The organism is Paenibacillus sp. J45TS6 (assembly GCF_018403285.1).
Classification (GTDB): Bacteria; Bacillota; Bacilli; order Paenibacillales; family Paenibacillaceae; genus Paenibacillus.
Genome location: NZ_BOSJ01000005.1, coordinates 30,772 through 54,613, shown reverse-complemented (window position 1 = coordinate 54,613; position 23,842 = coordinate 30,772). Strand labels below are relative to the sequence as shown.

The following is a 23,842-nucleotide window of genomic DNA, read 5'->3' as shown; positions in this document are numbered from 1 at the left end:
TTATACAGATTGTGCTTGCTGAATACGACCCGTTCTCCAGACTATTTTGTAACCTTATGATTTCTCCTTCCTAGATTCCCCATAACAACCCGCCGCTTCCTTAGCTGGAATGTTTCTCTCCAAGCTCTGCATAGACATGACCTCCAACCCTGCCAATAATACAATACCGATCCCATGCGTATCGTTCAGATTCCAGCTCAGTTCGTGCTTGTAATATTGGTTAGAGAAGGAGTAGCTGGAGCCCCGGCATACTCCATATACATTTCCCTGTTTATCAACGGAACGACGGATGAGTCCGTTCCATCCATGCAGTGCAGCTTGTATATAAGTTTCCTGGTCCGCTAGCCACCCTTGACGCACCCCGCGGGCAAAAGAGTAAATGAACATTGAGGTACAGGAAGTTTCTTCATATGACTCGGGGTCAGTCAGCACCTGATGCCATAATCCGTTTCGACCCTGCAGTCCCAAATATCCTTCGCATAATTCTCTGTAGAACTGAAGGAGCACGTTGAAGGAAGCGTGTTCTCTAGGTAGCACAGTAAGCAGCTCAGACAAAGAGAAAAGCACCCATCCATTGCCTCTTCCCCACGGAGTACGGGTAGGTTCGCCTCGCTCCACATCAAATACATGAGACATAATTTGAAGTTCAGGAATATAGAGATATTTTTTATATAAAAGCACCTGACTTGCCGCTTCATCCAGTACTTGTTCATCACCCGACCAGTGAGCATATCTGCACAGAAAAGGGATGCTCATGTACAGATCATCACACCACATGGTATTGTCCATCGTTTTTGAGACACCCACCTTGCGGTATAAAGTATTATCATTCAGCCGGTCCTGCCGATGCAAAATGTAGTCTGCGATATGTGCTGCAGTTTCGGCGGTACCCTCCAGTTTACACTCCTGTTCGGCCAGTAACATGGTGGCTCCGAATGATCCGCAGTCATCAAGACTGTCGATATGTGAGAGCTGGTTATTGAGCCCCGCAGCGCCATAACGTGCTCTATCCCATAAGGAGTACCTGAAACGAGAGGAGGCAAATTCAATATGGTTCAGCACGTAGTCGCGAATATCCTGCCGATGACCTGCTTTACCAAGCTGAAGCAGACCATACAAGGTGACTCCAAGCGGATAATTCCACCTGCCATACCATTCATTTTCCAAGAACGGGCGCACCTCTCCACCTTTGAGCTCTGTCCTCCAGTACACCTCTTCGCCTGTCGCACTACGGACCGTCTGCTTCATAGTCTGCATCGAAGCTAGATCGATTTCCTGACCGGCCTGAAAAGGACCTAAGTACAACCATTTACCTTTGTAGCCTTTTACATCATACGCAGGAGTCAATAGCTCTAGTGAAACCGTGTCGAGAAGGAAACCCCAATCATTTTCTCCGCATAGACACTTCACTGTCAGATGATGGCCGGCAGGAGACAATTGCAGCTCGAAGCGGAAGGTTCCCGCCTGCTCCTTTCGGAACACTTCCTTTCCATCAATAGAAAACTCTACTGGGCTAAAAGCTTCACCGGACAACACGACAGTCCTCTGCCCGAAGTGCGGACCGCTAATCTTCGACCACGCGTAAGCAAACCTTCCGCTTGTCAGACCATAGATCCGTGCGAGCTGTCCGTATGGCGATCCATTTGCATGTTTATCCTCCTTGGGCAGCCATTTCACCCCCGTAGCCTCCTCGCTTAAGGAACCCGCAGGAATCTGTAACAGCGGAACATCAAGCGGTTCGGTGTATAGCCAACCTTCCTCTCCCTCCCGCTCGACAGAAGGGATAATGAAGTGAAGGGGTTTATTTTTCTTGGAGCCAGTGCCAAATATCCCTCCGCTCCCTTGTTTCCCACGGCTGAATTCAAGAACGAAATAATTCCATCCTTTATTAAGCCTGCGTTTCAGCTTTAGCAGGGGTACCGCAGGATATTCTTCATCAGAGGAAGAGCCGTAAGCAACAAGTCCATTATGATATACCCTAATCGGACCAAAGCAGGTCACATGAAAGATGAACTCCTGCTCATTGTCACTCCAAAGCTTTGCCCAGGCGTACACCTTTTGCCCCTCACGCATGTCAGAGAACATTTCTCCGATCGGGAAGCGGTAGCGATGGTCATCACTTTTGCGCACAGGCCCTGGCCTGGAAACCCGGTAGACTGGAGGATGTGGAGGACTCGCGCCGATATATCTTGATGCAATGGTCATCAGGGCATGCATTATGTCCTCACCGCTCTGATAAGCAATGCTCTCTTCCGGATCAAAATATCCTTGTCTAGCCATGTTCACTCCTCCCTCATTTTTTGTGCTTGCACTGTATTTCTCCTACCGCCAAGCACTTCATCTATAGCAATAGGCCGATGTTCTTCCACAGAACGCCATACCGCTTCTCCTGCGGCGACGGAATAAGCCCCGTCCGTGGCACCCGAAAGAATTTGGTAGGGCCGGTTCAAGTCTTCACCCAGAAAAATATCTTCAAGCAGCAGCGGGTCTCCCCCGCCATGACCACCTTCACGGTGTACGACATGGATTGTTTCCTTCGACCCAAACAGCGGAAAGTAATCGATGGTCTGAACCGGTGTTGGGAAAGGCGTGCGAGCGGGCATATGATATTCCAGCGTTTCCAATCTGCCCTTTGTGCCGTTTATCGCCAGCCTATAGCCTTCATAAGGAAGAGAAAAATTGACTGAATAGCTCATTAAAGCTCCTCCGTTATATTTCATGGTTGCCGTGTAAGTATCCTCAATTGCGATCGATGAATCAAAAATACATTGATCCGGACGGTATGACGTGTACGGGAAATCCTTTTGGTCTGCGCTTAGAAGGTTCAAATGATCATCCGGCACCCGGATCTGGCGGCTACGCGGTGTCCAACGGGAATAATAAGCGCAGTCTTTCGAGACACTGCACGTACGGCAGTGTCTTCCATCCTCCTGTGCCGGATTCCATTCACCTTCGGCACCGTAGTAGTTCAGTGCTCCGTAGGCAAATACCTCCACTGGTTTTTGGTTAATCCACCATTGGACCAAATCAAAGTGATGGGTGCTTTTATGGACAGACAGACCGCCCGAGAAGGCCCGTTCACGGTTCCATCGTTTAAAATAGCTGGAGCCGTGATGGGTATCGATATACCAATTAAGATCTATGGAGGTGACTCGGCCAACCTTACCCTCCTGAATCATCTCCTTGATCCGCATATGAATCGGCATATAGCGGTAGTTAAAAGTTACGATTACTTTCCCACGGCTCACCGCTTCCGCTTCCAGAATGCGTCTGGCATCAGCTCCTGTAGTAGCCATCGGTTTCTCGGTGATCACGTCAATATCCCGCTCTAGTGCAGCTATTATATAGTGGACATGGGTATCATCCCTGCCAGCGACGATGATACAGTCGGGCTTCGTATCATCAACCATCGCCCCGAAATCAGATGCTCCATAAACAGCAATATCCATATGGTGCGGGAATCGGGAACGATAGGCTTCAAATCGTGCCGGATCCGTATCTAGCAGTGCCACAACCTCCGAATTATGTGAAAACAGTTCATGGATCGGTTTAGCGAATTGTCCCAAAGCTCTGCCGCTAACACCGCATATGGCATATCTTTTCCTCATTTTTTCACCTTCTCATACCATTCCTGTACACGCTGAGTTACGACTTCGCCTCCGGCACTATTCCATTTTTTCACGTAATCATCATAAGCCTCCAGCGGCAAATCACCGATGACAATCTTCGTCAGCACCTCCTGGAACAGCTTGTGTGACTGTAAATCAGGATATCCTTCATATACGGAAGCGGGTAGACCATCGCCGGCAATTTGTCTAGCATCAGCAGTGCTAACGATAAACATGTCTTTGACCATTTGCTGTTGGTCTTCTGGATATGTTTCTTCAATCCGCTTATTCATGTCGTCTACAGTGGTTAAATTTTTCATCCCAAGTGCTAGAGGTTTATTGTCGGCGTGAGGGATAATGACTTTACGTCCATCCTTGACTTCATGCTGTTCTCCTTCAAGACCGAAACGGACAAATTCTTCATTCTCGGAATTATAGAAGAAATCTAGCAACTTTAGAGCATTTGGGGCATTCTCCTGTTTGGTAGTTGGAATCATCCACTCTGGTTCACCCATGCTCTTCTGGGTTACGAAAGCTTCATAGCCCTCGACTTTGGGCAGCGGCATCGCCGCAACGTAAGCATCCGGAGCCTGAGTGAGCATCGCATTGTACCGATCACGTATACTCGCCGGCAAATGGTACCAACTGCCTACGAGGTTATTGTTAATTTTAGCCTGCCAAACTTCGCCTTTGTTTAGGAATGTTTCATTATCAAGCAGCTTTTCTTCATAAAGCATACGGATAAACTTGATTGCGTCTCGCATATTGTCTGTGGTTCCTGCGTACTGAATCTTTCCATCATATATATCCCATTCAGGATACCCTTCCCACATGGCCACCCCGTACATCGCAAAAAGGTGATCCATCCATCTTCCAAATTCCCTGCCGCTTGTCGGCAACTCATCCGCTTTGCCATTTCCATTCGGATCCTTGTCGCGGAAGACTCTTAACATTTCAACATATTCATCGGCAGTCTTTGGCATCTCCAGACCTACCTTATCTAGCCAATCTTTTCGGATCAGGGGAGCACGTTCAGGCACTAAAAACACTTTAGGCACATAATAGATTTTGCCGTCAGGGGAAGCTGAACGGACAATATCCCATGCTTCCTGGGGAATACTTTTCCAAACGTTTGGTGCATATTCAGGTAATAGTTCATCCAAAGGCAGCGCTCCGCCCTGCTGGATCAGCGTTTGTTCAACGCCTCCGATCGGACGCAGGATATCCGGCAAATCATCCGATGCAATCATCAGGTTTAAATATTCAGATGGTTCCGAACCAGGCGGTGTAGTAATTAGCTCATACTGCACTCCCGTTTTTTCTGCGACGTATTTCACATGCGGATCATCCGGAGTGGGCATAGTTCCAATACCCGTATGGCTCTTGAATACCTTAACTTTTGCAGCCCCGGAATTCCCTTCCCCCTTTGCACCTTCACTACTTCCTGCATTCGGAGTGCTTGAGCTGCAGCCAGCCATGAGCAGCAAAGCAAAACTAAGCGAAAGCAGTACAATCTTTTCGGTCAGTCGTCTTTTCATGGAATCATCCCCCTGATTATTTATTATTCTTTCAGCGATCCAAGCAGTGAACCTTTTACAAAATATTTCTGCAAATAAGGATACACCAAAATGATGGGAACGCTTGCAAAAAGAATCGTCGCTGCTTTTAACGTAGTTGTGTTAAAGTCATAATCGCCTAGAAACATATTCACCTGAGCCAATTCCTCTGGGCTGGTTAAGTAAGCTCGCAGCTTCATCTGAAGCGGCCACAATCCGGGATCTCTGAGGAAAAGAACCGCCCTTTGGAATGTGTTCCAGTAGCCTACGGCATAGAACAAACTGACCGTGGCCAATACCGGCTTGGATAGTGGCAAATAAATTTGGAACAGTATTCGAAAATCATGGCATCCGTCAATTCGGGCGGTGTCATCCAGCTCCTTAGGCAAACTCATAAAGAAGGTTCGCAGAATAACCATATTAAATGTGCCGATGACACCCGGTATAATCATAGCCCATAGAGAATTCATCATTCCCAGCTCTCTTACCGTTAAAAAGAAAGGAATCAACGGTGCATTGAATATCATCGTAATGACGATCCCCAGCATGACTTGCTTTCGGATTAGAAATTCCCGCCGGGATAGCGGAAAAGCAGTCAGCACTGAAAATAGCATACTAAGTGTAGTACCCGCCACTGTGATAAATACGGTTACACCAAACGATTGCCATAAGCCGGAACTTTGCAAAACATGTTTCCAGGAAGCGAGAGTAAAGTGGACCGGCCACAGGAAAACTTCCTTTGAATCTGCAGCTAACGGAGAACTGAGGGAAACCGCCAGCAGATGAAGCAGCGGCATGATCATTGTAAAGGCAGCAGCTGTTAGGAAGATATAGTTCGCTACTTGAAAACACTTTTCTCCAATGCTCTGCTTCATTACCACAACCCCTCTCCGCTTTTTCTAGCCAAGCGATTGAAGATCCAAAGCAGAATAAAACCAATGACAGACTGAAACAGACCGATTGCTGTCGTTACACTATATTGTCCCTGCAGTACACCCGAGCGGTAAACATAGGTCTCAATAATATCTCCTACGGAATAGGTCATTGGTGTCAGCAGGTTATATATCTGATCGAAGCCTAGTTCTAAGAAATTCCCAATATTCAGCAGGAACAGGGTAAGGATCGTCGGGAATAAAGCGGGTAGTGTAATATAAATCGTCTGTTTCCAACGATTAGCTCCGTCCATAACAGCTGCTTCATATTGAGTAGGATCAACGCCGCTAACTGCAGCGAGGTATATGATCGTTCCCCAGCCCACCTCTTTCCAGATAGAAGATATGACAACGATAGACCGGAAATATTGCTCTTGCTGCATATATAAAATCGGCTCAAATCCAAACCATCCACGGACAGCGTTTACAAATCCACCCGAGGCCAGCACTTCAAAAACGATCCCTCCAACAACTACCCATGAAAGGAAATGCGGCAGATAAAACAGACTCTGCAAAAAGCGTTTAGCCAACATCTTTCTCACTTCATTAAACAATAGCGCGAGCAGGATGGGAGCAGGGAATCCTAACACGAGCTTGTAAAGAGCAATTAGAGCGGTATTACGGAGTACATGATAGAAATCTTGGTACGTAAAAATAAATTTAAAATTGTCCAAGCCCACCCACGGACTGTCCCAAATGCCTTTCATAATCTGAAAGTTCTGAAAAGCGATTACGCTTCCTCCCAGTGGAATGTACTTAAAAATAATATAGAACAAAATACCGGGAAGGATCATGACATAAAGCATCCAGTGCTTCTTCATGTTATGCAGGTACTTTCTTTTTACCGGTTTATTGACTGTAACTCCGGGGTGTGGATTTGATGTTATAGGTAGCTCAGCCATATGATCTTGGACCCCCTTTTGCTATAGATGGTGTGAATGATGAGCAAGCTCCTCTGTTTCACATGTTAAGGGGATGAACACTGGATAACAATTGTGCAATCAGCCACAGGATGAACGAATCGTCTCCGGAACAGCGTTTGCAGGAATGGTTCATCCGCTGGATAATTGGTTAGTGCTACATTTCAAGTAAGTATGACAGTGCTTGTATTGGTAAAATAAAAAAAAGACGCCATGAAGGCGACTTCTAAATTTAAAATATAAGAGGGTATCAGTGAACTAATTACACCCACTTTCTCCCATGTTCCTGAATGAATTTAATATCACTCTGATAATGTTCAAGATGTCCTTCATCTATCATTTTTTGAAATGCGACTTCCCCTTGCTTCGCTCTTCTCGCTATCGTCTTACATAGTCCTTCTAAACGCAGCAATACCATATCCAGAACATCACTTTTTATTTCTGTACCGTAAGACTCAAGAAACATAGAGATCCTTTGTTTTATTCGATCTGCATGCTTCACTGGATCATAAAGAATTTGTTCACCTGTTTCAGACAGATAGAATCTGCTTAAGGGAACGCAGGTATACAAAGTGTAAGCGATATCCCAAAGTCTCGGTCCTGGCCCAGCAACATCATAATCAATAATACCTACTGGCGTTTCTTTATCAAAAATAATATTGTATATGGCGAAATCATTATGACAGATGACCTCAAAAGGTCCCGGAGTATGATCAATTGCTTCCCATCTAGGATCAAACGGAAAATCCTCAACAGAATCATGGTAAAGACGAAGCATTTTTGCTATACCAGATAATGTTTCATCAGACCACATATACTCTTTTACGGGGTAATTACCAGCTTCCCCCTCGATGAAGGATAATACCTCTCTTCCTTTTTCATCGATTCCTAAAAACTTTGGGGCATAATGAAAACCTTTATTCTCTAGATGCTGTAACAGTTTATGAATTCTAGGGCTATCTGAATGAAGTTCTCGCCGTACCGTATCAGCTACTCGATACACTTTAGAGACATTTCCCCCAGTCAACTCTTCCTCATGCTCTTGGTTTGCCATTCATTATAACCTCCCCAAAAATAATCCATACCGCTTATTAACGTTATCGCTCAGGCATCATTTCGTATACATCTCTTCAGCCTGTAAACGAACGAGTACCTTGCCATAACGCCCACTTTGCTTAATCACGACTTTACCAGATGGATAGGTTTCATCCAAATAGTCTGTAACTATCTTCTGGATTTGATCATCCGTAGGCAAATCATGATTCTTTAACCAGTGCAGTACTTCCTTTAACGCATCTTCTTTTGAGACTTCTGTTGTTTTGGTTTCCTTCGATATAAGCGACTCATAGGAGTAACCTTTAAGGTATAGAAGATGAAGTAGATATCCCATTTCCATATGTTTCTTTTTGAAAGGTTGGTCCGTAATCAGCGGCCATATTTCATTGATTAGACTAATCTCAATGGGACCCGCCGGCATACTGATATAACAATACTCACGGGCACAGAGAAGTAGCTTTTCAACACTTTCCCAATCTAGAATAACCGGACACATCGAGGCAAACACAAGATCGAAAGCATCTTCCCATCCTCTTGCGATCACGTCGATATTTTCGAATGGTTCAGGTACAATGGTTACTTCATTTCCGCCCAAGGCAGCCACATTTTCTTTCAAAAATTCCACCAGGGGCAGAGAAGACTCTACAGCAGTTACATGGGCTCCCCTTTCTGTGAATGGTACCGAAAAAACTCCCGAGGCGGCGCCGATATCCAGTACAGACGCATTATTAAATTGTACCCCTTGCCCTTCAAGCCAGCTCATGATTCGTGAAGTTCTCTTTTTCCCTGCTTCATTAAATGACTGCTCATTAAACATCTTTGCTTTATGATCAAAAGCATTGGAGGGCTGAACTCCAGCTCTTTTCATTTTTTTCTGAGCGTTCTCACCATGCTCTTTCCATGCTTTTTCCCATATAGCCTCATTAAAAAAATCGTTCATAAAATCGTTCATAGTTACTCCTCTTTATCCGCTGTATTATATTGTATCTTCACATTACGAAGTCTTTACTATCTGCCGCCTAATTATAGATACCATGTATCCATAATTAGAATAAAAAAATACTTACTCCTTATTTCCTTTATGATTACAGCGTTTTGCTGCCTCATCCAATATGGACCCAATTGTGTGTTCCTTTAAGTACTGATATAGATGCTGCTCTGCCCCGTCCATCACCTTTTCAATCAAACAAATACTATGATGCTCTGGATGTTCCTGACATAAGGGTGCATCTCCCTCGTGTGTAAGCAACTCATGTAAACGGGAATTGGCATGTGAACATTCAAACAGCTGCTGATTCCCTTCAATCACTTGAACCACATCAAGGAAAGAGATCTGCTCCGCCGGACGTGCTAGTTCGTATCCACCATTGACCCCAGGAACAGCACGTACCATTCCATGTTGCCGTAACTTAGACATGATTTTAGATAAATAACTTTCGGAAACACCAATCGATGAGGATAATTCCTTGATTCCAATATTGCTCAGACTGTTCGAGTTACCCAAATGAACTAATGCATGCAAAGCGTAATCTGTACTTTTCGAGAATTGCATTTTCCTTCTTCCTTTCCTATAATCACCTTAATTATGGACCTGAGATGTCTATAATAAACCATTAGCCTAATTTTAGCAATAAAGGAATGAAAGTAATAGCCAATATATACATCTAGTCATTCTGAAAATATCAACAGATATTGAAACCCTTTTCCCAAAGTCACACATGATAAGGTATTCAGGTTCCCATAAACAACAAATGGGCATTCCATTGCAAATTGAGTTGGAATGCCCATTTTTCAAAAAAACAATTTCTATACTTTCTGCTTTTGTTGATTCAACTTTCTACGTAGCTTTCTTCGAAATCCTAAATTTACTGTCGAAGCAGCTTTATCAGCGGTTTTCGCGTTTACTGAGCTACATTTCTTGCAGACTGTCACTGTCTTTCCATCCGAGTTAGTCGCAGAATAAAGCAACTTTATTCTGGTCGAGAGGCAAATCGGACAGGTACCTCTACTTTTAGAAGGTATATTCCACAAGCCTTTACCGCGTTTTGTTTTAGCCATTAGTGCTCCTTTCGATATCGAGATACATATAAATAATTTCCATTTATGTGAAATCATTTGTTGTATTTAATGATACTGTATAAACATACGAACATGTAGGTAAAGAACAATTATGGATAAATTAAACATGTTTCTATCGCGATAAAAATTATATAGAATACAGCAAATTCATCCTTCTGTATAGGAAGTATTTTATGTATTGACCGTTACGAAATAACGCCGAATTTTCTATGGTCTTCCTGTTGCAACTACAACTTTTATTCCCCTCTCCATCAATTCGCTGATTGCTTCTTTCGTGCTTAAGGGCAGGGTTCTGTCAATTTCACTTAATAGCGTACCATCTACGTCAAAAAACACAATTTTATACATTGATTTGCGAATATCCTTCCTTAGATCGGCTGACCAAATGAAGTTGCTTTTGCTTTGAGTGCAGCTGTCAGTTTCTCTCGTAGATTCGTTAGCCATTCAGGCTCATGATCCCATTTTTCCTCCGTTGATTTTAAAATTCGCACATACCCATATAGATTCGCAAAGCGCCGGAATGCGGGTAAGAAAGTCTCAAGATCATTTGAATATTCATATTCCGTAAGATAACCGTCCAAAAAGCTTTGTTTCTTCTGCTGGAATAACTCAATTGGAGTATAGTCCTGTAAACTGTCCAGTGCTTGTTCAATATCCATGCCATACCAGTGGTACATTGCATCATCAAAGTCAATAACATAACAGGATTTAGTATTTTCATCGTAAAATACGTTATCGTATTCAAAATCATAATGAATCAATCCATAATTTTCAGTAGATTTAGGAAGGGAAGCAAAATAGGATCTCAGTAATTTCATTTCTTTCTTTGCAGCCAATTCATCTGGGTTATCCTTCACCACTTCTTCCATCCAGTCTAACACATCGCTATAGGACCATCTCTTGAAATTACCAGGTGTGTATTGACTAGATAAGTAATGCAGCCTTCCCAGTGCTTTTCCATAACTAAAAACGATTTCATCACTAAAATCCGTGTTACTAATCTGCTTTCCGGGTACACGCTTAAAAGCCGATGCATAGTATTCGCCCCACGGTGTGCTTACCTCAACAAGCTTCTCCCCACCCTTTGATGGAATCGATTCTAACACTCCATACTCTTTGCCAAGCAAGTACGTGATAAAATCAAGTTCTGCTAATATATTAGATCTCATTTTCTCTGCTGTAGGGGCAAACCGTAAGATCTGAGCCATACCTTTGTCGATATACGGATAAATGGCGTTTGAAGATATGCGATAATATGTAAACATTTCCTTCGATTCTTCATCAAAACTCCAATTTTTTAAAATCATTTCTGCTAAGTCTTCATTATTGAATAGATACTTCAGTTGTAACATAGATTTGCATCGCTCCTCATATTGGATATATTCAGCTAACATCGATTTTTCTTATGGTCAGCATAACATGAACCTTCAGCGTACTATGGGGAGAATATGACTATAACCGATTGTAACTACTCATTATATAATTGTAGATATTCTTAACAAATGTTAAAATATGGTTCTTCAAGGAGGCGTATTATATGCAAAAAGGCAAGAAAATGGGGATTCTATTCTTACTGATCACCATACTGTTAGGCGGTTGCATCTCAAAAGAAGCTGCTCAGGAAGAAGAGAAAAAAGTGCCTCTTGTAGAAGAACCTCAACCTCAAATAGAGACTAAACATAACAAAGAATCAGAAAGTAGAGTTGAACTCGTTATCGGACCTAACGATATTCCGCCCATCGAGGAGAGTAAGTTTAAAGAAGGTGTGTTTATCGAATGGGCTGATGTAGAGAATAAAATGGATAAAGGGGCCATTGTAACACTACAAACGGTGCTAGAAACTATTATTAATCAAGATCTAACAACGTATGCTGCGCAGCTGAGATCTGATGTAAAGGATAGCGTACCTATAACAGGACAAGACATCTTTTTCTCAGAAGATAAAGATAAAAAGTTTATGTTTTATGATCTCCATACCATAGAGAAAGTGTATAAAACAAAATCAGAGTATTACTATAATGTAGTCGTTATTTGTATGGAATCGTCAGATGATCTAACGCAGCAATCCTATTCATTTGTAATTACGAAAAAGGATGAAGAATGGAAGCTTTATATGGTTGATTAATAATCTTGAAATAAAAATATAAAAATTAAGGGGAGAAACTCTACATGATTTCGCTTAGAAAAATTACGCTAGAAAACCGGCGTGCTATATTTAACCTGGAAGTTTCGGAAGATCAGCGTCGCTTTGTTGCCTCTAATCTATCAAGTGTTGCTTCTTGTTATGTTCTTGCTACGAATGGAGGGCATCCTTTTCCGTTTGCCATTTATGCGGATGAACAGCCGGTAGGTTTTGTTATGTTGACTTATGGTATCACCGGGTATGAGCTTCCTTCGATCGCAAGCGACAGCTATTGCATCCTACGACTCATGATTGACCCGCAATACCAAAATCAAGGTTACGCTCGGGAAGCGATGAAAAAGATATTGGAGTTTATTCGAACCTTTCCCGCCGGTCCTGCCAAGTACTGCTGGATCCCTTATGAAGCTGACAACGTTGTCGCAAAAAAACTTTATGAAAGCTTTGGGTTTCGTGAAAATGGGGAAATTTGCGATAATGAACCCATAACCGTACTGCACCTCTAATTTGATTATCCGCATTGCACAATATCATGATCCAAATAAAATGGATCCCCAATCTTTTAAACTGACCTTGAATTATTTTATAACATCAGAAATGGATGAACCCATTTTTCCAGTAAATTCTCCATTAACTTTATAGCCAGCACCACTCCATTGAAGTATATACTCTCCACTACGCATTCCTTGTTCGAAACCCTCTTCAAAATTTGCCCATGTCAGAGAGCTGCTTCCATCAATCTCTCTAGCAAAATATAACTTATGCGTACTTCTGTGCGTTAAACTAACCCTCACTGGATGGCGGCTATTGTTTTTTATAAGAAGCCTAAGATGACCGTATCCCTCATTTACAGTAAAATACTTTGATACAACGGCGCCTCCCTTTGCGGTATCGCCAATGGGGTTCGGCTTATCATCAGAAGTAGTGTTTTCTAAGTGATCCTCGATAGGAGGATGCGTAATAGCACTCTCTATTTCACTAGATTCAGGAGTTACCTTCTCCGGAGTTGTACTTGTGGAAGCAAAAGCAATCATCGCTGTTGTTGCCATCGCTAAAGATAATGTCGCAATAAAAGCACGTTTTCTCTTCATAAAATGAATCTCCCCTGTATTTTCTTCATTATGTATTCATTCATTGCTTATAACTGCATTTAAATATCTATTGTAAATGCTATTTAGGGCTGTGTTGTTGCTGTATAAACTTTTGTTTCTATCCCATTAAATAGATATCCACTAGTTATATGTCTATTAAAACGCTCAATGAAGGAATAATGTTCGGTATAATACATAAATAATCTCTAATCCTTCTAAACTATAACAAAAAAAGGCTGCTAGATTTACTAGCAGCCTAGCAGTCTTTTTACCAGCAGCCTAATACCCATCCTATATTTTATTCTTCACCTTACCCCACGCACCCGATTAGACATGAAATGAAATAACGGAATCCAGCAGTCTTTTTGCGTATTCGTTCTGAACCTCAGAGAGATTGCTAGATGCAATCTGCTCTACAATTTGGCCATTCTCCATAAACATGACTCGATCACATAAATGGGATACGGCCTGCAGATCGTGAGCGATGAAGAGAATCGTCATATTATCGTTTTCTTTCAGCCTGAACAGCAACTCCATAATTTGCGACTGTGTTGACACATCAAGTGAACTAATCGCTTCATCTAATACTAAGAATCTAGGATTTCTACTGATCGCTCTCGCGATACACACTCTTTGTAATTCGCCGCCGCTTAGTTCATGCGGATACCGATTTGCCACCGATAAAGGGAGTCCGACTTTTTGTAACAAGTATTCCACTTGTTTCTGTATTCCTCCAGCTGTTCCAAAGGCTCGAAGCAGCTCACTAATGACGTCACTCACTTTATAATAAGGATTAGCGGATGAGGTATAGTCCTGAAAAACAACGCTCATTTGTCCCTTGTTTTCTTTGATCCATCTGGTTATCTCTTTGTCTTCCATACGTATGGAGCCAGCGTCTGCTTTTTCAAGACCTAAGATGAGCCTGCCTAATGTACTTTTTCCACTTCCGCTCTCTCCAACCAAGCCCACACATTCGCCTGCACGTATATGAAATGAGACATCCTGTAATACATTCAGCTTCTTTTTTCTAAGACCATTTCCTGATCGTTTATAGTACTTATACACATTCTTCACTTCAAGCATTACACAGGATCATCCTTTCTCATCGCATCTGAAAAGGACTTCGTTAATTGTTCTCGGGTGTGAATTAAAAACTTCGTATACTCCTGCTCTGGGTTTGAAAATACATCTTCTATTTTCCCGTACTCAACTTGTTTGCCTTCTTTCATGACAAGTACCGTTTGTGCTAGTCTTTGTACAACACCAAGGTCATGGGATATAAAAATAACAGCCGTATCGAGTTCACTTCTCAGTCGTTCAAACTCTTTTACTACCTCATTTTGCGTGATTGAATCCAGCGCTGTTGTAGGTTCATCCGCAATAATAATATCTGGTTTCACTGCCATCGCAATAGCAATCATACACCGCTGCAGCATGCCGCCTGATAACTGATGCGGGTATTTCTTCAGCACTTGTTCTGGTTCTTTAATTTGCATCTTTTCAAGCTCTATAATAGAGAGAACTCTCGCTTCTTTTTTCGATATTTCGAGGTTCTCACACAAGGTCTCGATCATTTGACTTCCCATGGTATATAACGGATCAAAGGCAGACATTGCGTCTTGCAAGATCATGCAGATCCGCTTGCCTCTTATCTTTCTCATCTCTTTCTTACCCAGTTGCAACAGATCAACGCCATCAAAATAAACATGCCCCGTAACCTTCAGTGAGGGATGAGTTAGTCCCAGTATAGCCTTTGTGGTGATAGATTTACCGCTCCCGCTTTCACCGACAATACCAAGACAATGATTGCGATCTAACGTAAAATTCACATTTTCTACGAGGACTGTTTTTTTTCGCTCATCTATAATGGATAAGCCATTTACTTCTAACACATTCATGTTCATCTCACCCCTTCTTCGTTCCGCGTTTCGTATCAAAGGCATCTTGCAAGCTATCCCCTACGAAATGAAAAGCCGCTACCACAAGCAGAATCGCTATTCCAGGAGCAAGCATTTGATAAGGATGTACAATCATCACATTTTTTGCTTCATTAAGCATCATACCCCACTCTGGCGTTGGAGCTTGTACTCCTAATCCTAAGAAAGACAGGGCTGAAATGACCAAGATGACAGATCCCGTATCCAGTGTGGCTAAAACTGCGATTTCTCCGGCTGCTCCCGGTAAAATATGTGTTTTTACAATATGTCCTGTACTGCAACCTGACACTTTAGCAAACCGGATATAATTTTTGTCGGTATATTTTAATACGATGGTACGGATCATGCGAGTGTACCAAGCCCATTTTGCGATAATACTTGCGATAATTACATTGAATAAACCCGGACCCATCATCCCAACAATCGCCAGAATCATGACTTCACTGGGAAAAGATAAAAATACATCACATATTCTCATAATGAGTTCATCTACTTTACCTCGTGAAATCCCGGCGATCACTCCTAGAATGGTACCTATGATAATGGTTACTGCCATCGCTAATAAGGAAGTAAATACTGTGGTGCGTATCCCATAAAGTAATCTTGACAAGATACAACGCCCAAGCTGATCCGTACCTAACGGATAGGTCATACTCATCCCTGCAAATTTTTCTTTTACGTTGGTTTCAATCGGATTATGCGGTGCAAGCATAGGTGCAAATATTCCAGCTAAAATGACAACAAATAGAAAACCTATACATATCATCGCTAGACGATCATTTTTTAATCTATTTATTACCCCCACAGTTAAGCCTCTTTTCTAAGTCTTGGATCTAATAACATCGTAATGATATCAACAAGTAAATTACAGCCTACAAATAATACCGCCATAAGAAGTACATAAGCTTGAATGACTGGATAATCATGATTAAATATCGCTGTAATACATAATCGCCCTACTCCTGGCCATGCAAAGATGTTTTCCACGATAACCGTACCTGCGATAAGTTTAGGGATGGACATGCCAAGTGCAGCAATCGAGGATTGCAGAGAGTTTTTAAATATATGTTCAAAAATCTTTCGTTCCTTTAATCCGCGAGCCTTGGCATACAGCACGTAATTCTCTAGCTTGTTCTTCACCATGTTATTTCGAAGCAGTCTTACGTAGGTTGATATATAGGCAAAAGAAAGAGTAACAGCCGGAAGAATAACGGAGCTCGGGGACTCCATTCCACTCGTTGGCAGTAAATTTAGTTTTACTGCAAATAACCACATGAGGAGTAGACCAATCCAAAAGCTTGGTATTGCCTCCGATACAAAAACCATTCCTCTAATAAAACGGTCAATCATCGTGCCCTCATAAACTGTACATATGACTGCGGCCACGATGCTAACCGTCAAAATAATCGCTAGTGACACCAATGCTAAATGCAGAGTCGCTGGAATTGCTCGGCTCATTTCGCTAATGACCGGTTTGTTCGTAATATAACTGTTACCAAAATCTCCTTGCAGACTGTCTACTACCCATGCTGCATATCTTTCAATAAATGACTTGTCGAGGCCAAGTTCTGCACGCATTTCCGCAACCGCTGCTTCTGTCGGTGTTATTTCATTCACACGAAGTGCGACTTCAGCCGGGTCACTTGGACTTAAATTAATCAGAATAAAAGATAAAAAGGATATACCTAATAAGATGGGTATCATGCTTAGCAATCTTTTTATAATGTAATTTCCCATTTTGTGATTCTCCCTAAAATGAATGAAAAAGACAGATGCTTGGGATCTGCCTTTTTCACCTTAAATTATGATTGTTCGAAATACATCTTCTCAAATGGTATCTCGTATTGGGAAACATTAAATGTTACACCTTTTAACTCCGGAACATAAACCGCTTTTGTACGCGAATACGTAAGAGGAATATATACTCCCTCATCATGTATATAGGAGAGAATGTCTTTATACATCTCCTGACGCTTCTCTTCACTTGCCTCTATCATCACTGCTGTAATGGTGTCATCTAACCATTTTTTTTGATCCAGTCCAATCTGTGCTTGATAATCACCATGTGCCGGAATTCTCCATGAGGATAGATAAGACTGAGGGTCATACGGGGTACCCCATGATAAGGAGTACATGAGATCAAACTCACCTGATTTTTGTCGATCTAAAAATGCTTGTTTCTCTTCACCGATGATTTTTAAATCAGCCCCAACGTTTTTGAAATCGCTTTGGATGAATTCGCTGATTGTTTTTTCTTGGGCATTGTTAGAGTTGTAGTAAATAGAAAGCTCTAATTTTTTTCCATCCTTATATCGATAGCCGTCATTTCCAAGTACCCAGCCCGCCTCATCTAAAAGTTTGTTTGCCTCATCTGGGTCGAATGATCTTACCTCTAAATTCAGATCACTATAGGGTACCGTTGACGAGAGTAACGTATCTGCCACAGATTCCGAACCATTCAGAATCTCATCAGCGATGGACTTTTTATCAATTGCATATTGAAAAGCTTGACGGACTTTAACATCACCTGTAATCGGCTTGTTTGAGTTGAGTAGAATAGCTCTAGAAGCAACCGGTTTACTTATATCTGTTGTATATTGACCTTGTTCTTCTAATGCTTTGAACGAGTCAATATCAATCATATCGCCGTCAGCACCAAAAATGAGATCCACTTCTCCTTTTTGAAGAGCAAGCAAGATCGTTTGCGGATCCGGCATAACCTTCCACTTCACCGTAGAGACTTTTGGTTTTTCACCCCAATAATTTTCATTCGCCGTAAATACCGCATATTGTCCCTCTTTATGTTCCGTTAACACCCAAGGACCTGTCCCTGCATAGCTGCTAACTCCATCTTTTGTCTCCCCATCAATAAAAGATTTGGGCGAGATAAATCGGAATGGACGAGTAAGGCCGAGTTCAGTTAAAGCGGGATAGTAGGGATGCTTTAATACAAGTTTATATGTATATTCATCGACTACCACGTTTTCTTTGATCTCATTTACCATATCAAGCCAAGCATGGCGTTCACTATTTTTTAATATTGCATCCATATTTAACTTTACAGCTTCCGCATTAAAGGGCTCTCCATCGGTAAAAGTAACATCTTGTCTTAGATGAAAGGTATACTCTAACCCGTCTTCTGAAATTTCCCAACTTTCAGCTAGAGCAGGCTTTACGCCCTCGTCCGTATTGATAACAAGTGATTCAAACACCATATTTTGGGCTGACATTTCCCCGCTATATAAATGAGGGTTAATATCTCTTATATCTTTTGTGCTGGCATAGACAATTTCATCGCGTGAACGATCTTCCGTGCTAGCCACATTTCCCCCTTGACACCCTGTAACGAATACCATGAGTAAACCGAGTAATAAGGTCATACTAATCTGTAATTTCTTCACTTCGTGTGCTCCCTTTTTGTTATAAAAGTATGGTCCTATCCATGATGCTGTTCTACTTGTAAATCCATATGAAGTGTATTCCAGATTGGATCATCTTCAGCTAGTCTTTCTTCAAAACCTTTTGAGTTCCAAAAGGGGATCGCACCCGGTAGAAACGGATGGGTATGCAAATATAGCGTTTCATAGCCAACTTGCTTACAAAATTGCAAGGCTTCATCAAATAAAATCGACCCCAGACCGAATCTCCTGTAGTTCCGATCAACGTAGCATTTAACGATTTCTGCGGTTTTACTATGATGATAGAATCGATCCAGTTGAACAAATCTCCCATCATATGGAGTAATGGCGATGGTTCCAATCACCGTTCCATCCTCAAAAAAAGCAGCAAAAATCGCTGCATCGTCCTGCTCCATATAATATTCATTAAAATTAAGTAGGTCTGGCGGAAGCTCATCCTGAGTTAACATCGGGAAGATTTCTTTACGTACCCTCATCATAAATTCGACGATTTGGTCACGTTCATCAGCTTGCACTCTTCTTATACTATACGGCTGCTGTATTTTCATTTTCTCTCAAACTTCCCCTTATCCTAAACATTTCTATGGATTAATATTATTAGTCACAAAGCGAAAATTCAAGTTTTATGAGCGGTTTCTACAACACATGCACAAGAAAAGAACAAACCTTACAATATATGGTTTGTCAGCGATGTTTACAGTGACATATCGTGCCCATACCTCGCAAGATAGGCCTCTTTTTCTTTGTAATCCTTCATTATACTTCCGACTCGTCTCCAAAAAGAACGATCATGATTCATATGCAGCAGATGACAGAGTTCATGAATCACGACATAATCAATGACCTCAATCGGCGCCATCGCAAGACGGTAATTAAAAGTAAGTTGTTTCGCTGAGTTGCAGCTCCCCCACTTCGTCCTGGATTCCTCAATGACAAAGGATTTGGGCGTAACTTTGAGCTGCTTTTGATAAATTTTGATACGTTCGCTAATCACTTTCTTACAGCTTGTGAAGTAAAATTTCTTTAAATCAGCTCTTAACTCTTCTTCTGCTCGTCCCTGCGTTTCAATTAATTCGTGCAAGAAATAATACTTTCCAAGATGAAGGAATTTTCCTTCTTCTTCGTATTCTCTTATCTTTGACGGAGTACGAGCAGCTTCAATCGCGTGAAGTTGCTTTACAATCTTATCTCCTTGCTGACGTACGGCGTTCATGATTACCTCATCTTCTGTATGCTTTGGTGCTTTCACAATGATCAGGCCCGAAGGATAGATCTGAATCGAGAGTTTTTTGCGTGGACCGTATTCCACATGAAATTCAATTTGCCGGTTGTCTAGTTCAATTTTCATCATCAACATCGTTTCTATATATTTTTTCTCTATATTACTATAAACGCATGGCTTCCGAAATATTTCTTCGAAATTCATTAGGCGCGATGGCATATTCTTTTTTAAAAGCACGATAGAAAGATCGCAAACTATTAAATCCAGAATCAAACGCAATAGCGGTGACCGGTTTCGTAGTGGACGTCAGCAGCATGTAAGCATAAGCGGCCCGCTGGGCGTTAATATAATCTCGGAAAGAGATTTGGAACTGTTCGGAGAATGTCCGGGAAGCATGGAATTTACTGATCCCGAGCTCTTTTGAAAGGGTATCAAGCGTGATCGGCTCTAAGTAATGGAGGTCTATATAGGTAAGTATTTTTTGAATGATATTCATGTCTTTCGTATAATCTGCTTTTTGCAGAGACAATAACGGCATCGCATGTCCTAGAATCACGGTTAGGTATGCCTTAATCAAGCGTCTGTCTACTTGTTCATCATATAATTTGCACATCATGGTGAGGGCGTTCATCATGACCTCGTTTTTTGGGATGATCGGACTGTCTGGTATATAGTTTAGTAAATCTCCTGTATAGTCCCCTGGGAAGGTAGCATCAAAAAAGATCAGCAAAATCTGATTGTTTTTCATCGTTTTATAGCTATGAGGCTGGTTAGGAAAAACGATCGACATCTCTCCTTCAGACAAAACATAATCTTGCTGATTAATCGTAATATTAATTTCCCCTGATAACACCATGGTGATTTCGACGTTCTTATGCAAATGAAGAGGATACGTATTATTCGTAGAAATAAATAGATGAAAATCGTGATCGCGATGTTGGTATTTGATTTTCATACCTTACTCCTCCCCTATTCGCATTGAAATTCCCTAACGAACTCTACTGCACTACTAAGAACATAATATAGATATCCTCCTTAGTACAAGATCAAACTACAATATTTGGCACAAAAAAGTAGATTTATGGCATGTAAATACATAGGAGAAGATTTAAAGTAATAGCGTAAGCAACATATTAATGAGGGGAGGGAGTATAACAGGATTGCAGTTACGTCCTAAGGGATGCATTCATGTTATACAACAATCAGATGAAATGGAAGTTAAGAGGAAGAGGTTCAAGAAAGATGATGACCGTCTTTTTGAGTTTTTCGGTAGCGCTTTCATTTACAGGATTGCAGCCTTTTGGTCTTGAATCTGTACAGGCAGCGGAAGGAAGTCAGTTCAAAGGAGCTTTGATTCCCGCTTTTCCTGGTGCTGAAGGCGGCGGTGCCTACACCAGCGGCGGTCGTGGCGGCGATGTTTACATTGTTACGAACCTTAAGGATTATGGTGAAAAAGATCAACCCATTGAAGGATCGCTTCGATATGGGATTCAATCTACTCCTAAAGAAGGACGTACGATTGTTTTCAACGTTTCCGGTACCATTGAACTGAAAGGCACCCTTCGTCTGAAAAACATTAAAAATCTGACCATTGCGGGTCAAACGGCACCTGGCAATGGAATTACCATTGCGGGCTGGGATACAAACATCAGCGATTCGGAAAACATTATCATCAGGTATCTCTCCTTCCGCCCAGGTGCAACCAATGTCTATAATGGCAGTGATTCAATGGATGCCCTATGGGGAAGAGACAACAACTATTTCATTATTGATCACTCCTCCTTCAGTTGGAACACAGATGAGACCCTGTCTACTTACAGAGGTGAAAATGGAACAATTCAGTGGTCGATCATTTCAGAGAGTCTGACGCTATCGGGGCACTCTAAAGGTCGCCATGGCTACGGCGGTATTGCGGGTGGAGATAAAACAACCTTCCATCATAATCTGTACGCAAATCATACTTCGCGGAATCCAAGACTCGGCGGCGGTTATGCTGGTGCGGCCAACGCAGATCATGTCGCTGTCGTTCAATTCTCTAACAACGTCATCTATAACTGGGGATTTAATACTACATATGGCGGCGGCTTTACCTATACTAATTTTATGAACAACGTAGAGATCGCAGGCCCAGGCACCAGGGATAATGTAACAGACCGAGTCCTAGATGCTGGCGAATCTAAAAAGATTGGCGGTTTTTACATCTCAGGCAATCGGATTAATAATAAAACAACGGGTTTACTCGATCCTTCCTCAAAACATATCCAAAACTCAGGTGACGTCGAAGGTGATACAAAGACGACTTATGCAACTACACCTTATCTGTCCGCAGATAGCACAGGAGTTAACCATGGAATTACGAATCAAGCTTTTGATGATTATGTACAAAATGGTGTGAAAATAGCGAATGGTAAATTACTTGACGCAATCTTGCAGCAAGCAGGAGCCACCTATCCTCGTCGTGATGCAATCGATGCAAGAATTGTAGCTGAGGTAGAAAAAGGTTTAGGTAGATACATCAACACAGAACATGAGGTTGGAGGTTATGTCTCTCCTTTTGGCGTGATTGAGGAACAGCATCCTGCGAATTATGACACGAATCAAAATGGTATTGAGGATAATTGGGAAAAGAAAAACAAGATCTGGGATACCACAGATGCATATAAGACGGTGACAGACCAAGGTTATACCTGGCTTGAACTCTACATCAATAGTCTAGTCGATATGAATCATGTGGCGGAGAATCCCGAAGCTAAAATGACAAGACCAGATAATAATACACAATTGAAAGTAGGAGAAGCCGTCTCCGTGAAAATCAAAGCGGACTCCAAATTCGGACATAAAATTAGTAAGGTTGCTGTATACAATGGTTCGGAGTATCTTGGCGATGCGGTGAAAAAAGGGAATAACTACGAATACACGATTAAAGATCTTGCAGATGCTTCTTATTATATCTCGGCAAGAGTTACGGATTCGAAAGGAAATACAACGCAAACTACCGCTGCTAATATTCATGTAAACGCACCATCTCGTTCTCTTGCTAGTGAAGGTTATAAATCTGACGATGTTGGATCTCCTGATCTTAAGGGCACTGCAAGTATGACAGATGGAGTAATTACCGTGAAAGGTAATGGGAAGCTCGGGATGAGTGAAGGCAGCACAAAACAATCACGTGAGAATGATGCAGATAAGGACGATTTCCATTTCGTTTATAAGGAATTATCAGGTGATATGGAGATTACCGCGAAGCTGGAGGAGATTGGTTCTGTCGATAATCATGCCTTTACAGGTCTGATGATTCGAGATGATTTGAAGAAGGATAGCGCTACCGCTGCTTTAGGACTCTCTTCGGTGAAATTATCGAAAGATTACAGCTGGTCTACCTACCTAGCAGGAAGAAACAGCAAGGGCGCGGACTTTGATCGATTAACGGAAACGTTGGATAGCCCATCTGCAGCACAAGAAGCAGGAATTCAGCTCCTTCCTGACATTGCATTTAAACTGGGCGGGGTGGAACAAGGATACTGGCTCAAACTCGGACGCAAAGGTGATATCTTCTATGCTTATGGTTCAGCAGACGGCAGCAACTGGACAAAAATCGGCGAGAAAACGATCGCGATGCGAGATTCCGTATTTGTTGGCATGGCTGTAGACAGCAATGATGTAGCGAATGATATTGAGCAGTTGAATTATGCGAAGTTCTCCAATGTGAGCGTCAAGGATAGCTTTAATCCAATAGGTGAATAAGCTGCAGCCACATGTGTGAGTAGAAAACATCTTGAATAGTAAGATTACTTTATGGGGGATGCTAAAAATCCCCCATATTTTTGTGTATGGGGGATCAAAATGTGCCTGGTTACATAAACGAAATTATTCATCTACCAG

At 42.0% G+C, this 23,842-nt stretch carries 21 protein-coding genes and 1 pseudogene; 3 read left to right on the top strand and 19 right to left on the bottom strand.

What is annotated here, in order from left to right:
- Positions 1 to 54 precede the first annotated feature (54 nt).
- The 10 genes and pseudogenes from KJS58_RS09530 to KJS58_RS09485 all read right to left on the bottom strand — a co-directional run bounded on the left by KJS58_RS09530 (position 55) and on the right by KJS58_RS09485 (position 11,503).
- Complete coding sequence (locus tag KJS58_RS09530; RefSeq protein WP_213532302.1) at positions 55 to 2,280, bottom strand: glycoside hydrolase family 88/105 protein; 2,226 nt, start codon at positions 2,278 to 2,280, stop codon at positions 55 to 57.
- Positions 2,281 to 2,282: 2 nt separating this feature from the next.
- Positions 2,283 to 3,608 (bottom strand): Gfo/Idh/MocA family protein, encoded by a 1,326-nt coding sequence (locus KJS58_RS09525; RefSeq protein ID WP_213532301.1) that lies wholly within the window; start codon positions 3,606 to 3,608, stop codon positions 2,283 to 2,285.
- Positions 3,605 to 5,146: an extracellular solute-binding protein gene (locus KJS58_RS09520; RefSeq protein WP_213532300.1), complete on the bottom strand. Its 1,542-nt coding sequence runs from the start codon at positions 5,144 to 5,146 to the stop codon at positions 3,605 to 3,607. Before KJS58_RS09520 ends, KJS58_RS09525 begins: the two co-directional genes overlap by 4 nt.
- Before the next feature lie 23 nt (positions 5,147 to 5,169).
- The gene (locus KJS58_RS09515; RefSeq protein WP_213532299.1) at positions 5,170 to 6,039 is read right to left on the bottom strand and encodes a carbohydrate ABC transporter permease; all 870 of its coding nucleotides are present in this window, start codon (positions 6,037 to 6,039) and stop codon (positions 5,170 to 5,172) included.
- Entirely contained in the window at positions 6,039 to 6,998 is a 960-nt protein-coding gene (locus KJS58_RS09510; protein ID WP_213532298.1) for an ABC transporter permease, read from the bottom strand. The genes KJS58_RS09515 and KJS58_RS09510 overlap by 1 nt, the downstream gene beginning before the upstream one ends.
- Positions 6,999 to 7,278: 280 nt before the next feature.
- Positions 7,279 to 8,070, bottom strand: coding sequence for an aminoglycoside phosphotransferase family protein (locus KJS58_RS09505; RefSeq protein WP_213532297.1), 792 nt, complete (start codon positions 8,068 to 8,070; stop codon positions 7,279 to 7,281).
- Between the two features lie 57 nt (positions 8,071 to 8,127).
- On the bottom strand, positions 8,128 to 9,012 hold the full coding sequence (locus tag KJS58_RS09500; RefSeq protein WP_213532476.1) for a class I SAM-dependent methyltransferase: 885 nt from the start codon (positions 9,010 to 9,012) through the stop codon (positions 8,128 to 8,130).
- Positions 9,013 to 9,135: 123 nt separating this feature from the next.
- Positions 9,136 to 9,624 carry an RrF2 family transcriptional regulator gene (locus tag KJS58_RS09495; protein ID WP_213532296.1) on the bottom strand — a complete coding sequence of 163 codons (489 nt, stop codon included), beginning with the start codon at positions 9,622 to 9,624 and terminating at the stop codon, positions 9,136 to 9,138.
- A gap of 737 nt (positions 9,625 to 10,361) precedes the next feature.
- Positions 10,362 to 10,499 (bottom strand): annotated as a pseudogene (locus tag KJS58_RS09490) (HAD family hydrolase); the annotation flags it as partial.
- 20 nt (positions 10,500 to 10,519) lie between these two features.
- Positions 10,520 to 11,503, bottom strand: a complete 984-nt coding sequence (locus tag KJS58_RS09485; RefSeq protein WP_213532295.1) for a phosphotransferase enzyme family protein — start codon at positions 11,501 to 11,503, stop codon at positions 10,520 to 10,522.
- Between the two features lie 185 nt (positions 11,504 to 11,688).
- Here KJS58_RS09485 and KJS58_RS09480 point away from each other — a divergent pair, with 185 nt between their 5' ends.
- Together KJS58_RS09480 and KJS58_RS09475 are read left to right on the top strand one after the other, a co-directional pair.
- Positions 11,689 to 12,276, top strand: a complete 588-nt coding sequence (locus KJS58_RS09480; protein ID WP_213532294.1) for a hypothetical protein — start codon at positions 11,689 to 11,691, stop codon at positions 12,274 to 12,276.
- A gap of 44 nt (positions 12,277 to 12,320) precedes the next feature.
- On the top strand, positions 12,321 to 12,797 hold the full coding sequence (locus tag KJS58_RS09475; protein ID WP_213532293.1) for a GNAT family N-acetyltransferase: 477 nt from the start codon (positions 12,321 to 12,323) through the stop codon (positions 12,795 to 12,797).
- Positions 12,798 to 12,869: 72 nt separating this feature from the next.
- Here the strand turns inward: KJS58_RS09475 and KJS58_RS09470 are convergent, their stop codons facing one another.
- The 9 genes from KJS58_RS09470 to KJS58_RS09430 all read right to left on the bottom strand — a co-directional run bounded on the left by KJS58_RS09470 (position 12,870) and on the right by KJS58_RS09430 (position 20,915).
- Complete coding sequence (locus KJS58_RS09470; protein ID WP_213532292.1) at positions 12,870 to 13,382, bottom strand: pilus assembly protein; 513 nt, start codon at positions 13,380 to 13,382, stop codon at positions 12,870 to 12,872.
- 327 nt (positions 13,383 to 13,709) lie between these two features.
- The gene (locus KJS58_RS09465) at positions 13,710 to 14,465 is read right to left on the bottom strand and encodes an ABC transporter ATP-binding protein (protein ID WP_213532291.1); all 756 of its coding nucleotides are present in this window, start codon (positions 14,463 to 14,465) and stop codon (positions 13,710 to 13,712) included.
- Positions 14,465 to 15,280, bottom strand: a complete 816-nt coding sequence (locus KJS58_RS09460) for an ABC transporter ATP-binding protein (protein WP_213532290.1) — start codon at positions 15,278 to 15,280, stop codon at positions 14,465 to 14,467. Before KJS58_RS09460 ends, KJS58_RS09465 begins: the two co-directional genes overlap by 1 nt.
- 7 nt (positions 15,281 to 15,287) lie before the next feature.
- The gene (gene opp1C, locus KJS58_RS09455) at positions 15,288 to 16,124 is read right to left on the bottom strand and encodes a nickel/cobalt ABC transporter permease (protein WP_213532289.1); all 837 of its coding nucleotides are present in this window, start codon (positions 16,122 to 16,124) and stop codon (positions 15,288 to 15,290) included.
- Between the two features lie 2 nt (positions 16,125 to 16,126).
- Entirely contained in the window at positions 16,127 to 17,056 is a 930-nt protein-coding gene (opp1B, locus tag KJS58_RS09450; RefSeq protein WP_213532288.1) for a nickel/cobalt ABC transporter permease, read from the bottom strand.
- A gap of 65 nt (positions 17,057 to 17,121) precedes the next feature.
- Positions 17,122 to 18,720, bottom strand: coding sequence for a nickel ABC transporter substrate-binding protein (gene nikA / locus KJS58_RS09445; RefSeq protein ID WP_374705800.1), 1,599 nt, complete (start codon positions 18,718 to 18,720; stop codon positions 17,122 to 17,124).
- A 35-nt stretch (positions 18,721 to 18,755) separates the two neighbouring features.
- A complete protein-coding gene (locus tag KJS58_RS09440) occupies positions 18,756 to 19,286 on the bottom strand; it encodes a GNAT family N-acetyltransferase (RefSeq protein ID WP_213532287.1) in 531 nt (176 codons plus the stop codon).
- Between the two features lie 146 nt (positions 19,287 to 19,432).
- Positions 19,433 to 20,086, bottom strand: coding sequence for a M48 family metallopeptidase (locus KJS58_RS09435; RefSeq protein ID WP_213532474.1), 654 nt, complete (start codon positions 20,084 to 20,086; stop codon positions 19,433 to 19,435).
- 37 nt (positions 20,087 to 20,123) lie between these two features.
- Positions 20,124 to 20,915 (bottom strand): AraC family transcriptional regulator, encoded by a 792-nt coding sequence (locus KJS58_RS09430; protein ID WP_213532286.1) that lies wholly within the window; start codon positions 20,913 to 20,915, stop codon positions 20,124 to 20,126.
- A 251-nt stretch (positions 20,916 to 21,166) separates the two neighbouring features.
- Between KJS58_RS09430 and KJS58_RS09425 the strand changes: the two genes are divergently transcribed.
- Positions 21,167 to 23,704, top strand: coding sequence for a pectate lyase family protein (locus KJS58_RS09425; protein ID WP_213532285.1), 2,538 nt, complete (start codon positions 21,167 to 21,169; stop codon positions 23,702 to 23,704).
- The last annotated feature ends 138 nt before the right edge of the window (positions 23,705 to 23,842 follow it).

Coding starts and splice junctions, on each gene's coding strand:
- KJS58_RS09470 (WP_213532292.1), bottom strand. CDS start 13,382: ATGAAGAGAAAACGTGCTTTTATTGCGACATTATCTTTAGCGATGGCA.
- KJS58_RS09500 (WP_213532476.1), bottom strand. CDS start 9,012: ATGAACGATTTTTTTAATGAGGCTATATGGGAAAAAGCATGGAAAGAG.
- KJS58_RS09510 (WP_213532298.1), bottom strand. CDS start 6,998: ATGGCTGAGCTACCTATAACATCAAATCCACACCCCGGAGTTACAGTC.
- KJS58_RS09430 (WP_213532286.1), bottom strand. CDS start 20,915: ATGAAAATCAAATACCAACATCGCGATCACGATTTTCATCTATTTATT.
- KJS58_RS09440 (WP_213532287.1), bottom strand. CDS start 19,286: ATGAAAATACAGCAGCCGTATAGTATAAGAAGAGTGCAAGCTGATGAA.
- KJS58_RS09495 (WP_213532296.1), bottom strand. CDS start 9,624: ATGCAATTCTCGAAAAGTACAGATTACGCTTTGCATGCATTAGTTCAT.
- KJS58_RS09465 (WP_213532291.1), bottom strand. CDS start 14,465: ATGCTTGAAGTGAAGAATGTGTATAAGTACTATAAACGATCAGGAAAT.
- KJS58_RS09525 (WP_213532301.1), bottom strand. CDS start 3,608: ATGAGGAAAAGATATGCCATATGCGGTGTTAGCGGCAGAGCTTTGGGA.
- KJS58_RS09435 (WP_213532474.1), bottom strand. CDS start 20,086: ATGAAAATTGAACTAGACAACCGGCAAATTGAATTTCATGTGGAATAC.
- KJS58_RS09425 (WP_213532285.1), top strand. CDS start 21,167: ATGAAATGGAAGTTAAGAGGAAGAGGTTCAAGAAAGATGATGACCGTC.
- KJS58_RS09485 (WP_213532295.1), bottom strand. CDS start 11,503: ATGTTACAACTGAAGTATCTATTCAATAATGAAGACTTAGCAGAAATG.
- KJS58_RS09480 (WP_213532294.1), top strand. CDS start 11,689: ATGCAAAAAGGCAAGAAAATGGGGATTCTATTCTTACTGATCACCATA.
- KJS58_RS09520 (WP_213532300.1), bottom strand. CDS start 5,146: ATGAAAAGACGACTGACCGAAAAGATTGTACTGCTTTCGCTTAGTTTT.
- KJS58_RS09530 (WP_213532302.1), bottom strand. CDS start 2,280: ATGGCTAGACAAGGATATTTTGATCCGGAAGAGAGCATTGCTTATCAG.
- KJS58_RS09505 (WP_213532297.1), bottom strand. CDS start 8,070: ATGGCAAACCAAGAGCATGAGGAAGAGTTGACTGGGGGAAATGTCTCT.
- KJS58_RS09515 (WP_213532299.1), bottom strand. CDS start 6,039: ATGAAGCAGAGCATTGGAGAAAAGTGTTTTCAAGTAGCGAACTATATC.
- opp1B (WP_213532288.1), bottom strand. CDS start 17,056: ATGGGAAATTACATTATAAAAAGATTGCTAAGCATGATACCCATCTTA.
- KJS58_RS09460 (WP_213532290.1), bottom strand. CDS start 15,280: ATGAATGTGTTAGAAGTAAATGGCTTATCCATTATAGATGAGCGAAAA.
- KJS58_RS09475 (WP_213532293.1), top strand. CDS start 12,321: ATGATTTCGCTTAGAAAAATTACGCTAGAAAACCGGCGTGCTATATTT.